Origin of the sequence: Cardinium endosymbiont cBtQ1 of Bemisia tabaci, from assembly GCF_000689375.1 — a bacterium.
In the GTDB taxonomy this organism is placed as follows: domain Bacteria; phylum Bacteroidota; class Bacteroidia; order Cytophagales; family Amoebophilaceae; genus Cardinium.
Window position 1 is genome coordinate 395,074 of the sequence record NZ_CBQZ010000001.1, and the last position, 14,915, is coordinate 409,988.

A 14,915-nucleotide genomic window follows, 5' to 3' on the forward strand; every position below is an offset into this window, starting at 1 on the left:
CATAGAACCGATTCTACTTCTACTCTATATAACCCAAACGGTGGAGTGCTATACGCAAAACCTATAACCGGCACTTATTGGAAGAGGCCTTGAAGCAGGTGAATCTACTATGATAGGTTGTTTCGAGCAAACCAGCTGTAAAGACCTTTTTTGTATCACCGGCAGCTATAAGTTTATGGTTGAGCAAGACTAGCCAGTCAAAATAACTATCTACTGACCCCAAATCATGGTGTACAACGACAATGGTTTTTCCTGCTGCCACCATATTTTTTAAGAGTGCAATAACAATTTTTTCTGTAGTAATATCTATACCTGTAAAAGGTTCATCCATAAAATATAAGACTGCATCTTGTGCCAGCGCCCTAGCTAAAAACACTCTTTGTTGTTGCCCTCCAGATAGTTCGCCAATTTGTCGTTTGGCAAGATGTGCGATACCTAATTCTTCTAAGCACTGCATAGCTATTGCTTTGTCTTTTTTATTGGGCCGTTCAAAAAAACTTAATCTACTATACCTGCCCAAAAGGGCAATATCAAATACAGAAGCAGGGAAATCCCAATCTACTGATTCTTTTTGAGGCACATAACTGATCTGTCTTCTTACCTTGTGGATAGATGACCCCAATAGCTTTATCTCACCCTGTTGATAAGGAATAAGCCCCATAGCAGCCTTCAATAGAGTAGATTTACCTGCCCCATTGGGACCTATTATTCCAATGATTTTATGTGATGGTAGATCAAAACCAACTTTTTCCAACACAACCTTGCTATTTGCATAGGAAACAGATAAATCTTTTATCTGTACAATTTGCTTGTCTGTTTGTATCATCCTTATTTCAGTGCATTTACAATCGTGGTAGTATTGGCGCCAACCATGCCACAATAAGTGGCTGCTAAAGTATCAGGCGCACCAAGTGCATCGGAGTAAAGGTACCCTCCTATCTCTACCTTATATCCATAATGGGCACAACCTTCTAATACAGCTCGCATCGATCTATCTGAAACAGAAGTCTCAAAAAAAACTGCTTTAATATTTCGTGCTATAATAAGGGATACAATACGTTTAATATCTTTTAAGCCACATTCCGATATAGTAGAAATTCCTTGTAAGCCAACTACTTCTATATTATAGGCCTTCCCAAAATAACCAAAAGCATCATGTGCAGTGATTAATACCCGTTGCTTAAAGGGAATAGACTGAATTTGCGCAGTGACGGCTTGATGTAATGCTTCTAATGTTTCCATATAAACCAATGTATTTTTTTGATAGTAAGCCGCTGATTCAGGTCTTGCTTCTTGTAACTTTTGACTAATAAAACCAACCACCTGTTGCCATAGTTGTACATCAAACCAGATATGAGGATCTATACCAATAGAACATATATCGTCAAACAATAGTTGTTTTGGGATAAGCGCATCACTAACGGCATACGTTTTTTTTTCTTTGGCCATTTTTTGCAATAAGTCAGTCATTTTACCTTCTAAATCAAGGCCATGATAAAAAATTATATGTGCATGTCTAAGCTGTTGAATATCTTTTTGAGTAGTTTGATAGATATGAGGATCTATACCAGGGCCCATTAAGCTGACTACTTGCGCATCGCCTTTTACAATATTTCTAACGGCATCTTCCAATATACTTGTAGTGGTTAAAATAACAAATGGTTCATCTGAAGTAGTGCAGGAAGAGGATAAAATCAAACAAAAAAATAGACAAACAGTGGTATACATATTGGATGATATGAATCCAGTGAGATTGGCCAGCATAGAGAATAGTATATTTAACACTTTATTGATTGAGCCATGATCGTTATAGATTACTAAGTCTTTCCTGCTGCTTAGATAAGCCGACCCAATATTGCTTCGTTTATAATTTTATACGAGAGACAATGCAAAGCTAACTTTTTCCCTATAATTTTACTATTTGTAGCAGTAATTTATTTTCACTTTATGGTTGCCTTTAGATTGTATCTTTTTTAAGTGCATTAATAATTGTTATGGTATTCGTGCGAATCATTCCACAATAGCTTCCTTCTACCGTATTAGGTGCACCAAGTGCATCTGAATAGAGGTACCCTCCTATCGCTACCTTATGTCCATAATGGGCACAACCTTCTAATACAGCTCGCATCGATTTATCTGAAACAGAGGTCTCAAAAAAAATTGCTTTAATATTTCGCTTTATAATAAGCGATACAATACGTTTAATGTCTTTTAATCCACACTCGGATGCAGTAGAAATTCCTTGTAAACCAACTACTTCTATATCATAAGCCTTGCCAAAGTAACCAAAAGCATCATGTGCGGTAATCAATACCCGTTGTTGCTTTGGAATGGATTGAATGTGGCGTGTAACTGATTGATGTAATGCCTCTAAGATCCCTAAGTAGGCTATTGTATTGTCTTGATAATAGGCTGCTGACTCAGGCCTTGCTGCTTGGAGTTTTTGACTGATAAAACGAACTACCTCCTTCCATATACTTACATCAAACCAGATATGAGGGTCTACACCAAGCGTACCATCATATAGTAGCTGTGTTTGATTGAGCGCGTCACCAACGGCATAAACTTGTCTTTGTTGAGCCATTCCTTTTAATAAATTAGTCATTTTACCTTCTAAATCAAGACCATTATAAAATACTATATCGGCATGTTTAAGCTGTTGTACATCTTTCTGAGTAGTTTGATAGGTATGGGGATCTATACCAGGCCCCATTAAGCTTATTACACGTGCGTCCTCTTTAACAATGTTTTTAACCGCATCTCCCAGCATACCTGTGGTGGTTAAAATGGTAAACGGTTCATCCGTATCACTGGTACAGGAAAATAGGGTTAAACAAAAAAACAAATAAAAAATCTTATATCTATTCAAGGAGAGATATGTTATAGAAATAACCATCTTATTACAATATTATAGCGTGATTAAAATATTATCTGTTATTTTACGAGATATATTAATTTTATATTGGTTATCAATAGTTACATCCATAGATTCATCAAATTTAATCTTTTCAATAACGGTCATTTTAGCTCCTAAATAGATGTTTCTTTTACCAAGGTATTGTAAAAAGGCAACGGAATCATCTTTAATGGCACTTATTATACCACTTGTGCCTTCAGCTACATCTGTCATCAATAGTCTAGGCTTGGTTACAATCTTTCCATCTGCATTTGGAATTACTATTCCATGGGGATTACAATATGGGTTACCTAGAAAATGGTCCAATCGATCTATGAGTATATCAGAATCAATATGCTCTAGTTGCTCTGCTATTTCATGTATTTCATTCCATCCAAATTTTAATTTTTCTACTAAGAAAACTTCCCAAAGTAAATGTTTGCGTAAAATTTTTATAGCCGATTGTTTTCCTGTTTCTGTCAAGGTTACGCCCTGATATTTTCTGTAAACCACCAAGCCTTTATGATGTAGTTTTTGCATCATATCGGTAATCGAGGCAGCACGGGTACGTAAAAGTTCAGCCATAGCAGTAGTTGAAACCAACCTTTCTTCCCCTTCCGAGAGCATATAAATCGCTTTTAAGTAGTTCTCTTCTGCATGTGTATGTTTCATACCTCTATTGGATAGATTTAGACAAATTTAAATAATTTTTTAGACAAACCTAAAAATTAATTTAAATAAAGATAAATGCTGGATTATATTATTTTATAAACTGATTATCAATTTAAAAATTTATAAAATGTATGTATACATGATTGTATAACCAATCTACTAAATCAAATCTTATAAACGTCAGTTTTGGATTAGAAATTAAGAAAAGAGTATAAAAAGCTCCTTTGTGTTTTAAATTTGTGGGATTGAAAAATAATCATAAAAACCAAAGGAGCCGGATATGAATGTATCAAAATTAGTTGAAATATATTACGCTGTTGATGAATTTCTTATAAAATTTATGCCTTATATGGAATCACATTTGTTACCTACTTCAGATAGAAAACCTACTAGAACATGTTCACTGATTTTGAGCGAAATAATGACAATATTAATTGCTTTTCATGTAATTGGCTTTAGAAATTTTAAGTTGTATTATATTCATTTACAACAATTTCATTCTAATGACTTTTGCAAGTTAGTAAGCTATAGTAGATTTATATCCCTAGTTCAAAGAACAGTAGTTCCATTTTACTTTTTTCTCAAAGTCTTTCTAAAACGAGAACAGGCTGTTATTTTATGGATTCAACCGCTATAAAGGTTTGTAATATAAAAAGAGCTTATGCTCATAAAGTATTTAAGACAATTGCTAGTAAAGGTAAAACTACTACTGGATGGTTTTACGGTAATCAAATTAAAACTTGATTGTCAATGATTTAGGAGAAATTATGAATTTTTCTCTTACTACAGGTAAGTCCAATGATAGATGGCCAGTAGAAAACTTATGTAAAAATTTGATCGGAAAAGTATTTGCTGATAAAGGCTACTTGAGTAAAGAATTATTTGAAAAACTTATGGGAAAAGGCATAGAACTGATTACTCAAATCAGAAAAAATATGAAAAATGCTTTCATGCCTATCTGGGATAAGCTAATGCTTCGAAAGAGATCTATCATTGAAACCATTATCGATCAGCTTAAAAATATTAGTCAGATAGAACACTCCAGGCATAGAAGTATACCTAATTTTATTGTCAATTTAATAGCTGGTATTACAGCTTATTCACTAAAAGAGAAAAAACCGGCTATAGCTAATATATATACAACTGGTTTACAATAAGTCTAATCCGAAACTGACGTTATAAAGAAATCACAATAAAAATGGCTCCATCAGTCTATTGAATAGACCGTCAACAAAACGACCGCATAAATGGTCTAAAAAGAACAAAAATACAGATAAATATTATTCAGTATAAATATAAATATATTTCATAATCAATACAAAATATATGTTTATTACATATAAACTTTAACAAATATATACCTATAAAGGGGATAACAAATCATATATTTGGATATTTAGCCGAATAAAATATTGTTAAAAATTTTTATTAAATCATTATTAGCTATATATATTTAATTTTAAATGCTTTACTTTAATATATATTTTAGGGATAGTAAGGACACCAACTATTATTTTCTATCATCTTTTTTATTTAAATTGGGGCTGGTATAGTTGAGGATTAAACTGCTTTTATATTTACAAATGCTAACACCATGAGAACCGAGCAACCGCTTATTAATAGGCTGATGCGCTATTTTTTTAGAGGGCTATTATTGATCATTCCATTAGGTGGAACACTCTATTTAATTTCAGTAGTGCTGCGGAAAATAGATGGATTTGTTAGCCTAGGTATTCCAGGTTTGGGCATGTGCATTGTAGTGGCCTCTATAACCCTGTTGGGATATATAGGTACTACCCTTTTCGTTAAGTCAGTATTTGGCTTTACAGAAGCATTGATCAAAAAGGTTCCATTCATTCGTGCACTTTATTCTTACTTAAAAGATTTTACTGCAGCTTTTGTAAGCAGCAAAGAAAAATTCAATAAACCTGTTATTATTTTACTCAACAAAACCACCCAAGTCTATAGAATAGGATTCATTACAAAAGATGCGCTGGAAGTGCTTTCTATGCCTGGCCATATAGCCGTTTACCTACCGAATGCTTATGATTTAGCTGGCGTGCTTGTTATCGTTCCTCCAGAATTGGTTAAGCCTTTGGATCTACCTGGCTCTGAAGTAATGAAATTCAATTTTTCTGGAGGACTTACACCACTAAAAAATACAGCCACCAAAACAAATAGGCCAGATGTAGATGCAACAGCGTAGCAGTAAGCGATCTATAAAGCGAAATAAGCTATTTTCAAAAAAACTTTTACAAGCTCCATTTTATTTTGTAATATTGCCTCTATCATAAATGTACTAGGTTGGGAGGGTTGGCAGAGTGGTTTAATGCAACGGTCTTGAAAACCGTGGTACTGTTAAAAGTACCGAGGGTTCGAATCCCTCACCCTCCTCATATTAATATTATTGGTAATAAGTACAAAGGATACGCTTACATACAAATGGTTGGACCTATCTATAATATGATTTTGTATACAAAGTAACCACCACTATGAAGATTTATCTGCAGTTGGCCTTATGGTTTCTTATATACCCTTTAGAACATACTGCTGTGGCCAAACCAAGCCTACGCTTAGGTATGCCAGATTGCCATCCAAAACTTTTATTGGCCCAATACGAAGCAGCTAAAAAAGTTTACAAGAGAGAAGCTTATGCTGAGGCAAAGTCATTATTTGCTGAACTCATAAAAATACAACATCCTCCTTCTCTTTCTCCCTATATCCATTTCTACTATGGATTAGCTGCCTATCACAATGGAGAAAAAGCAATTGCTCATCAGATGTTTTTAGAAATGCAGGAAAAATTTCCAGCTTGGAATAAGCAAGATGAAATCCATTATTGGTGTGCGCAATGTAGCTTTGAAGAGGGATCTTTTGAAGCGGCTTTGGGTGCGCTTGCTTTGATTAAAGATAAGCATATGGCTGGATCAGTGCTACACCTAAAAAAATTTTTCTTAAAAAAAATAGAGGATCATGCCCATCTACAAGAGCTGATTGAAAAATTTCCAAATGACCCTATTATTAAGACTATTTTACATAAAAAAGTCGCACGAGCGGCCTATCTTACGCAAGACTTTTCATTAATCAATCAGTTAAAACAGAAATATAATTTTGCAGACTATACATACGATCCCTTGAAACATGTAAAGTCTAAGCATAAAACCGCTTATGATGTAGCGGTTTTGCTTCCTTTGTTTGTCAACGAGTTGGACTATGAAGCATGTACAGACCAATTTGTTATTGAGCTATACCAAGGTATACAGTTGGCCATAGAAAAACTTGCTCAAGATGGTATTGTGATTAATCTTTTTACGTTTGATACGAAAAGAAGCGTAGAAGTTACCAAAGCATTGCTGGCACAAGAAGCCATGGCCTATATGGATCTGATCATAGGTCCACTCTATCCCGATACGATCCCGTTGGTTGCTGCATTTGCTAAAAAACATAAAATTAACCTTGTAAACCCTATTTCTGATAACTCTACGATAACCCATAGTAATCCATTCGCTTTTCTTTTTCAGCCCGATTTAGAAACTTTTGCACAAAAAGCAGCATCGCTTACACTAAATGATATATATGACAAGCCAACAGTGCAACCTTATATAGGGGTATTTTATGGTATGGAACACAAGGATATATTACAAGCGACCGTATATAAACATAGGATTGAGCAGCAGCTGGGTAAGTCAATAGATTTATTTGTACAACTTTCTCATAAAACTGCTAAAAATTTTTTGGAAGAAAACCAAGAAGAAGAAAAAAATCTTGAAAATAGGGAGCAAACGCAATTAGATTTAACCAATTTAACCCATATCTATGTGCCTTCTCAAGATGAGTTGGTGGTTTCTCAGGTAATAAGTCTTTGTTTAAAACTTGGTATTAAGCCACAAATTATAGGCCATGAGCAGTGGATAAAAAAAGAAATACTAAATATTTACCAACTAGAAAGATTGCCTATTTTATTCTTATCTCCGAACTATATTGACTATAGTAGGCCTGCGTTAAGTATTTTTCGGAAAAAATTTTTTGAAAAAAATGCAACAAAACCCAATGAAAAAAGCTACATTGGCTATGAAATGATGCTATTTTTTGGTCGGATGCTAGGTGATTATGGTACTTATTTTCAAAAAAAATGGGAAAACATGCAGTACAGTGGCCTTATTTTTCAGGGTGTATCCTATGGAAAGCATCATGCCAATCAGCATATTCCAGTATTACGATTTGTAAAAGATAAATTTTTATGCTTCTCTATCAAATAAAAATAAGATTTTAAATGGATGAACAGGCGCAAACTTCCTTTATCTTAGAGATGAATAGGTATAGATAGATCTTAATCGCTTTCCATTTGCTGCCCTTATATACCAATTATTTTTAAATTTTTTATTGATGGCTTGTCCTGCTATGATGACTAAGTTCTCTGCATTTCTAGCCTGCGCACCATCTGTCCAATTAAAAGAACCTGTAATGACATATGTATCATCAATAATCATTACTTTATTATGTGCATAACCAACTGTTTTATCAATTATAATAGGAATACCATGTTGTAACAAACTGTTTACTTTACTCCCCTTTGTAGTTTGTGCATCTTTATCTATTAATAACTGAACGGTTACCCCATGTTGATGCGCTTGTATCAGTGCATTTGCAATCTTTTTAGAGGTGATCACATAGGCCTGCACAAGGATTAATGCTTTGGCAGATAGGATCTTGGCTACAATAAGATCCATACAAGGGTCTTGTGGTGTAAACCAAACTTGTATGGCTAGGTCTTCATCAGACCGATTGGAGCTGTTACAAGCGGTATAATTAACCAATAAACTGCTAAAAGCAATGAGCGCAGTGGCTAAAAATTTAATCCAAATATTGGGGATATGTGGCAACTTTCGAATGGTAGACTGCTTCATAAAGGGTTCTAATCAGATGGCTAGTAAATAGAACAAAGAAGGAAATAAAATGGATAAAAATTTGTCTTAATAAAGCAGTCTAGTATACTTTTTATTTATGCTTTTTTAAACCGAACAAAGAAAAGTGTACATAACGCGAAGGCCGTTTTCTTAGATCAAAGAGCAATGCATCCAAATTTTCTACACTATGATTAAATTTATGATAGAGCGTTGGATCATTTATAAGCAACCCCAAACTGCCATGACCACTAGTGGTCTGTTGTATGAATTTTTCCAGATCTTGTAATATATGATTGACTCTAAAAGATATATCCTTAAATGGAATAGATTGCATCTCCATAACTAGGCTATTTATAGTAGGAAGCATAGCCGGTATACCTTTTTTAGGATCTGCCAATAGTGAAGAAATAGCAATTATATTTTTTGCAATAGTGTTTATGTTAGATTCAAGCTGACCCATAGTGCTGTTTAAGATTGCACTTGTTTTTTCAAAATTGAGTAGAATGGCATTTACGCCTTCAGTCGTTTTAATCAGATTTTGAGTAACCGTTGCAATCTGTGCCGTCATTGCCTTAAGATCAACATCATTAAAATCTGGATGAATCTGGCCAATGATAATGTCTTGCCTACCGATAGGACGTCCTTCTTGGAGCTCAATTTCTAAGGCATTACCTTCCATCATACCGGCATTATTCAACATAACTTTACTGGTATCGGTTAAAGGAAATTGTTTTTCTACCTCAATGGTAACCAGTGTGCTATAATTCTGTTTAGGCTGAATTTCTACTTTTGTGACCATGCCTACCACATGACCTTTTAGTTTAACAGGCGCCGAAACGCATAAGTTCTTATTTACAGGGTAAGAAACTTGGTAATGATTGTATGTAGAAAATACATTATGGCCTTTTAGAAATGAAAAACCATAATACAAAGTGCCCAAAGAAGATAGCACTAATAAGCCTATCGTATAGTTCTTATTTATTTTCATATTGGTATCTTTTGCATGTTTGGGTAAGAGAAAATAATATAAAGTAAAAAAATTATTTTGTAATAAAGCAATTTACAAAATAACTCAATTATTTGCAGCCAACCAATGGCTTGAATAGCCATTGGTTGGCTGCAAATCTATACCGAAAGATTACTTTTTCTTAAATACTACCTGAACAGGCACACCCTCAAAGTCAAAATGGGACCTGAGTTGATTCACCAAATAGCTTTTATAATTAGGCTGAATATAGGTCGGGTGGTTGCAAAAGAAAGCAAATGTAGGGGCATGTCCAGTAACTTGCGTGCAATACTTAATTTGGATATGCTTCCCTTTTACAGCAGGGGGATGGTTTTTTTCAATAATAGGTAAGATGGCTTTGTTTAACTCAGAAGTGGAAATTTTTTTTACTTTATTTTGATAAACAGCAAGCCCTTTCTCAATGGTTTGATAGACCCGTTGTTTTTTTACAGTTGAAACAAATACAATGGGCAAATAGTCTAAAGGAGCCAGTTTGTGCAATAGATGTTTTCTATAGCTGTCAGCGGTTGTAGCCTCTTTATCGATCAAATCCCATTTATTTACTACTAAAACCATACCTTTTTTATACCGCTGTGCTAGTGCAATAAGCGAAATATCCTGCGCTTCTATGCCATGTTGGGCATCTATCATGATCAAACAAATATCTGCGTCTTGCATGGCTTTTACGGCACGCAACACGGAATAAAATTCGATGGCATCGCGTACCTTTGATTTCTTCCGTATGCCTGCTGTATCGGTTAGGATGAACTTTTTATTATAGCGGTTGTATGGGGTATCTATTGCATCTCTGGTCGTACCAGAGAGCGGACTGACCATACTCCTTTTTTCATCTAATAATACATTTAAAAAAGAAGATTTACCTACATTTGGGCGGCCTAAAATAGTAAACCTAGGGAGCTTATTTGATGGGGCTTCTGTAATGGGTAGCTCTTTTAAGTGGGGCAACAAGGCATCTAGCAAATCACCTGTTCCAGAACCATTTATCGCTGCTATAGGAAATGGGGGACCAAGCCCTAAAGCATAGAAACTAGATGCAGCCATTTCAGCCATTAGACCTTCTGATTTATTGGCTACTAAAAAAACAGGCTTATTTATTTTCCGCAATAGATGGGCAAATTCTTTATCTAGATCGGTTGGTCCTTCTATACAGTCTACCATAAAGAGTACCAAGTTGGCTTCATCTAATGCAAGCTGAATCTGCTCGCGAATACCATGGGCAAAAGTATGATCGGCACCAGACATATATCCCCCCGTATCAATAACGGTAAAAAATCTATTGCTCCACTGTGCATAACCATAGTGTCGGTCACGGGTAGTGTGGACAGAACCGTCCATAATGGCTCGTCTTTCTTCGATCAGTCTATTAAAAAAAGTAGATTTACCTACATTAGATCTGCCTACAATGGCCACTACATTTGCCATACATTAAAGTAAAATTAAAAATCTGAAGCTACCGTACCCTCTCGACAGCCCAATAGCTCTGGTGGATCACCCGATCACTTTATATAAGGCACCAGGATACCGCAGAATCGTATAGGGGATACGTACGAGCAAGCTTTAAAATAAAGGGCTAAATTTAATATAAATCCTACCCAAAAGCAACCTACTTATAAGAGGGAAAAGAGCTTAGCCTGCCTATTAAACGGCAGCGCTGGATGGTAACCAATCCATTATTGGTTTTGCCATTTTGTTACACAAAGGGCCAGGCTATCTTGCCAATGGGGGATCTTGACTTGAAATACAGTTCGGAAAGAAGATTTATTTAATACACTATAGTAAGGCCTTTTAAGTCCTACTGTAGCAGATGATCGGGGGATTACGGCACAACGATTGGGTAAAGCAGCAGCAATAGCATAGGCAAAATCATACCAACTGGCTACTCCTTCATTGGTATAGTGATAGATGCCAGAGGGATAGTCGGCTAGATTATTTTTTGCTATTTTTTCGACTATTTCCCAAATGGCTGCTGCCAGGTCATAGACATAGGTAGGACTGCCTATTTGGTCATCTACCATCTCTATAACATCCCCTTTCTGGGCCCATGCGACCATTTTGGTAAAAAAGTTATCTCCTTTTTCACCATATAGCCATGCGGTTCGAATGATATAAAAATGGGTAGCCCGTGCTGCCACCATTTGTTCGCCAGCTCGTTTGGATTGACCATATTGATTCAGCGGATCGGTGGGATCATTAGGGCTTAATGGACGGCCTTTTGTAAGGCCAAATACATAGTCTGTTGAAATATGGAAGAGCACAATACCATACTTTGCCGCCAATGCTGCCAAGCAGCCTGCACCTAAGCTATTTACCTTAAAACAGGTTGCTGCTTCTTGTTCTGCCCGTTGCACATTTGTATAAGCCGCACAATTTATAATGTAGCGAACGGAATGGGCTCTGATACAAGCCTCTATTTGGCTACCATCTGTAATATCCAGCATGAACTTGCTGCAAAAAATGGGCGCAAAGAAAGGCCGCGCTTTAAAAGTATCCTGTAAAGCAACGCCCAACTGACCTCCTGAACCAGTAACTAAAACAACAGACATAGCCTTTGGTAAGATGGCCTATACAAGTAAACAATGGGGCAAAGGAGCAGGTTTTGTTCTCCCTTACATGAAAGTTTATTTTAAAAAAATGTAAAAAGCACAGACAAGCACCATTATTAGATCCAAAAAGATTGAATTCAAAAAAATTGCAATAATATATTTTTTTTATTACCATTAAGTATAAGCATAAGCCAACTAAAGCTAGAAGTTGCTAAGAAACTTAGCTACCCAAAAAACAGTTTTAGCTGCTTTTTGGCAGATATAAATCTAGCTGCAATGTAGTAGGGCTTAGGATATATAAAAAAACAAAAACAAAAATCTAAATGAATGATCCAGGTGAGTACGCCAATATGGATAAAAGACCTAATGACTATTTTATATCTACTAAGCTGCTTAAACCCATTCCAGTAGATGCATGAGCCAATCGTATATAAAGAAATAGATATACTTGATAAACTGTTTTTAATGTATTGCTTTTTTATGCATAACCAAAGAAATATACTATATGCAAGACACAATACCAAACTAATTATGGAAACATGCTGATGGCATACTCCATAATACAATTTAAGTTTTATTTAAACCAAATTTACATTATTATGTCCAGATCTACAAACAAACTAATTTTTTTATTATTTTTACCTGTCTTAACAGCAGAAAAATGCACTGGTAGTAAAAACGGAAACGTTAAACCAAACTCCTCTACCATTTCGGCTAGCAAAACGGAAGCTGTTGCCGATGCAATGCCTTTAACTCATATTGTAACTACTGAGGCACAATTAGATGGGAAAAAGGAAGAAAGCAATGGTAAACCAATGGTGGGACCCAAAATTAAAGCTACTATACCAAGTATACAAGAATCAAAAAACAGAGAAACTACTCAAAACGATCAATCTGGGGAAGGGGAACATGTATTTACAACAAAAGAAGATAAGCAATCTATAGATTTAAGTAATAAAGAAGCTGGTTCTAGAACAATGGATGATGATAATACAATCAAGGTAATAAACAAGAAGAAAGAAGTAAACAAGACAATAAAGAGGCTTGCTAAATATTTTAAGAAGAAAAATAAATAAATAAACGCTAAAAATATATTTTCAAACTAGCCTTTACAATATACATTCCGGCAACTAGCTTTAGTGATTCAAAAAAACAAAAAGCGTTTATCTAAAATACGCTACTAGACTAAAGCCATTTAGCCCTTACTTTTGGTGTTATCTTATTTGTTTAACGGTCATAAGCAATTTATTGCTTATGACCCTCCTGATGTAAATCTAGTATCTATTAAGATGGATAAGGTACGATAATTTTTCATAGCCAAGTAAGTCCCCTCCTTTCAAATATATAAGGTAAAATGCCCTTACTAAATATTATAAATAAGTGTGTATATTGTGTAGTGTAAAATTGTATTATATAGCTTTGATGAAAAAGCAATAACGAGCAATCATTTATGGAAAAAATTACGCCAAAAGTAGACCTGGCCTTTAAAAAAATATTTGGAGTAGAGGAAAATAAAGATCTATTAATGGCTCTGATCAACGCTACGGTTTCAAATGAAGATCAGGTAGTAGATGTTACGTTATTAAACCCTTATAATCCCCAAAATTTTAGAACCGATAAACTATCTATCCTAGATATTAAAGCAATTAGTGAAACAGGCAAAAGGTTTAATATAGAAATCCAAATCACCGATGAAGCAGATTATGATAAACGAGCCTTATATTATTGGGCTAAGCTGTATACAGATCAATTAAAGCGTTCTCAGGATTATGCTACTTTACATAAAGCGATAGGTATTCATATTCTTAACTTTGTATCTATAACAAATAATCTGAAGTATCATAATGTATTTCGTATAACAGAACAAGAGAGCGGTCTCCCCTATTTTAAGGATTTAGAATTACATACTGTAGAGCTAACAAAGTTCAGTAAAGATCCAGAGGAAGATCTAAATAGTTTATTGAAAAAGATCAAAACTTCTTTAGACATTTGGACTGCCTTTCTTACGCGTCATGATTTGCTGAATAAGGATAACCTACCAGGACCGTTGGCCATCCATACCCTGAAAAAGGCATTGCACGTTTTAGATACGCTAAACTTGACCGATGAAGAAAGAATGGCTTATGAAGATCACTTGAAATGGTTGAGAATAGAAGCCAATACAGTAGAAAAATATAGAAGAGAAGGTGAACAAAAAGGTAGATTAGAAGGAGAGCAAAAAGGGAGACAAGAAGGGAGACAAGAAGGCATCCGAATAGGCGAAGAAAAAGGTAAGCTAGAGGGTAAGCTAGAGGGTAAGCTAGAAATCGCTAAATCTATGCTTTTACAAGGTTATCCTATGGAAAATATCTTGATTATTACTGGTTTATCTATGGATGATATTCAGTCTATTATATAAACACAATAATACTTTTTTACAATAAGTCTAATTGCAACTTTGTACCCATCATGTATGCAAACTGAAAATACCATTATTTATTTTGATTTGTATAATACATTCTAATATGCGCTGGTGCTTTATCATCACTTGTTCTATGATGATTTAGATAGAGAGAGCCGTTGTATACAATTTTTATTTTTTTTGCTTATATTTGACCCATTAAGTTATCTATCCGCTCAATAGCTTGATAGATCTGTTTTTATGGTGAATGTAGCTCAGCTGGTTAGAGCATTGGTTTGTGGTACCAAGGGTCGCGGGTTCGAATCCCGTCTTTCACCCTGATGTTTTTACCTAATATAGTGCGCATTTTTTTAGATCGCCCATTCTGGGCAGCTGTATTGCGGTAACCTACGCTTTCCGTATCTTCGTGTTTGCTGTATCAAAAAAATTAGGTATGTGTATGCCTCTCCCGCCCCCCTACAGGAAATAA

The 14,915-nt window shown here is 35.1% G+C and carries 12 protein-coding genes, 2 tRNA genes and 1 pseudogene; 7 read left to right on the forward strand and 8 right to left on the reverse strand.

Annotated features, from left to right (window positions below; genetic code table 11):
• Positions 1–61 precede the first annotated feature (61 nt).
• The 4 genes from CHV_RS01790 to CHV_RS01805 all read right to left on the reverse strand — a co-directional run bounded on the left by CHV_RS01790 (position 62) and on the right by CHV_RS01805 (position 3,568).
• Entirely contained in the window at positions 62–826 is a 765-nt protein-coding gene (locus CHV_RS01790) for a metal ABC transporter ATP-binding protein (protein ID WP_034576711.1), read from the reverse strand.
• Between the two features lie 2 nt (positions 827–828).
• Positions 829–1,785, reverse strand: a complete 957-nt coding sequence (locus tag CHV_RS01795) for a metal ABC transporter solute-binding protein, Zn/Mn family (RefSeq protein WP_223245662.1) — start codon at positions 1,783–1,785, stop codon at positions 829–831.
• Between the two features lie 172 nt (positions 1,786–1,957).
• A complete protein-coding gene (locus CHV_RS01800; protein ID WP_223245663.1) occupies positions 1,958–2,845 on the reverse strand; it encodes a metal ABC transporter solute-binding protein, Zn/Mn family in 888 nt (295 codons plus the stop codon).
• Between the two features lie 63 nt (positions 2,846–2,908).
• Positions 2,909–3,568: a metal-dependent transcriptional regulator gene (locus CHV_RS01805; protein WP_034576719.1), complete on the reverse strand. Its 660-nt coding sequence runs from the start codon at positions 3,566–3,568 to the stop codon at positions 2,909–2,911.
• A gap of 280 nt (positions 3,569–3,848) precedes the next feature.
• Between CHV_RS01805 and CHV_RS05205 the strand changes: the two are divergent.
• The 4 genes and pseudogenes from CHV_RS05205 to CHV_RS01825 all read left to right on the forward strand — a co-directional run bounded on the left by CHV_RS05205 (position 3,849) and on the right by CHV_RS01825 (position 7,827).
• A pseudogene (locus CHV_RS05205) lies at positions 3,849–4,725 on the forward strand (IS982 family transposase).
• A gap of 437 nt (positions 4,726–5,162) precedes the next feature.
• Positions 5,163–5,774 (forward strand): DUF502 domain-containing protein, encoded by a 612-nt coding sequence (locus tag CHV_RS01815; protein ID WP_034576721.1) that lies wholly within the window; start codon positions 5,163–5,165, stop codon positions 5,772–5,774.
• Between the two features lie 101 nt (positions 5,775–5,875).
• Positions 5,876–5,962 (forward strand) — tRNA-Ser (locus CHV_RS01820).
• A gap of 98 nt (positions 5,963–6,060) precedes the next feature.
• Complete coding sequence (locus tag CHV_RS01825; RefSeq protein WP_034576723.1) at positions 6,061–7,827, forward strand: hypothetical protein; 1,767 nt, start codon at positions 6,061–6,063, stop codon at positions 7,825–7,827.
• Positions 7,828–7,866: 39 nt separating this feature from the next.
• On the opposite strand, the gene CHV_RS01830 is transcribed toward CHV_RS01825, so the two are convergent.
• The 4 genes from CHV_RS01830 to rfbD all read right to left on the reverse strand — a co-directional run bounded on the left by CHV_RS01830 (position 7,867) and on the right by rfbD (position 12,045).
• Positions 7,867–8,475, reverse strand: a complete 609-nt coding sequence (locus tag CHV_RS01830; RefSeq protein WP_051602152.1) for a phospholipase D-like domain-containing protein — start codon at positions 8,473–8,475, stop codon at positions 7,867–7,869.
• A 91-nt stretch (positions 8,476–8,566) separates the two neighbouring features.
• A complete protein-coding gene (locus CHV_RS01835; RefSeq protein ID WP_034576726.1) occupies positions 8,567–9,463 on the reverse strand; it encodes an MlaD family protein in 897 nt (298 codons plus the stop codon).
• 150 nt (positions 9,464–9,613) lie between these two features.
• On the reverse strand, positions 9,614–10,924 hold the full coding sequence (gene der, locus CHV_RS01840) for a ribosome biogenesis GTPase Der (RefSeq protein WP_034576727.1): 1,311 nt from the start codon (positions 10,922–10,924) through the stop codon (positions 9,614–9,616).
• 248 nt (positions 10,925–11,172) lie between these two features.
• Positions 11,173–12,045, reverse strand: a complete 873-nt coding sequence (gene rfbD / locus CHV_RS01845) for a dTDP-4-dehydrorhamnose reductase (RefSeq protein WP_034576729.1) — start codon at positions 12,043–12,045, stop codon at positions 11,173–11,175.
• Positions 12,046–12,644: 599 nt separating this feature from the next.
• Between rfbD and CHV_RS01855 the strand changes: the two genes are divergently transcribed.
• The 3 genes from CHV_RS01855 to CHV_RS01865 all read left to right on the forward strand — a co-directional run bounded on the left by CHV_RS01855 (position 12,645) and on the right by CHV_RS01865 (position 14,764).
• Positions 12,645–13,121 carry a hypothetical protein gene (locus CHV_RS01855; RefSeq protein WP_156933589.1) on the forward strand — a complete coding sequence of 159 codons (477 nt, stop codon included), beginning with the start codon at positions 12,645–12,647 and terminating at the stop codon, positions 13,119–13,121.
• A 374-nt stretch (positions 13,122–13,495) separates the two neighbouring features.
• Positions 13,496–14,443, forward strand: a complete 948-nt coding sequence (locus CHV_RS01860) for an Rpn family recombination-promoting nuclease/putative transposase (RefSeq protein WP_034576733.1) — start codon at positions 13,496–13,498, stop codon at positions 14,441–14,443.
• Positions 14,444–14,688: 245 nt separating this feature from the next.
• Positions 14,689–14,764 (forward strand) — tRNA-His (locus tag CHV_RS01865).
• Positions 14,765–14,915: the final 151 nt, after the last annotated feature.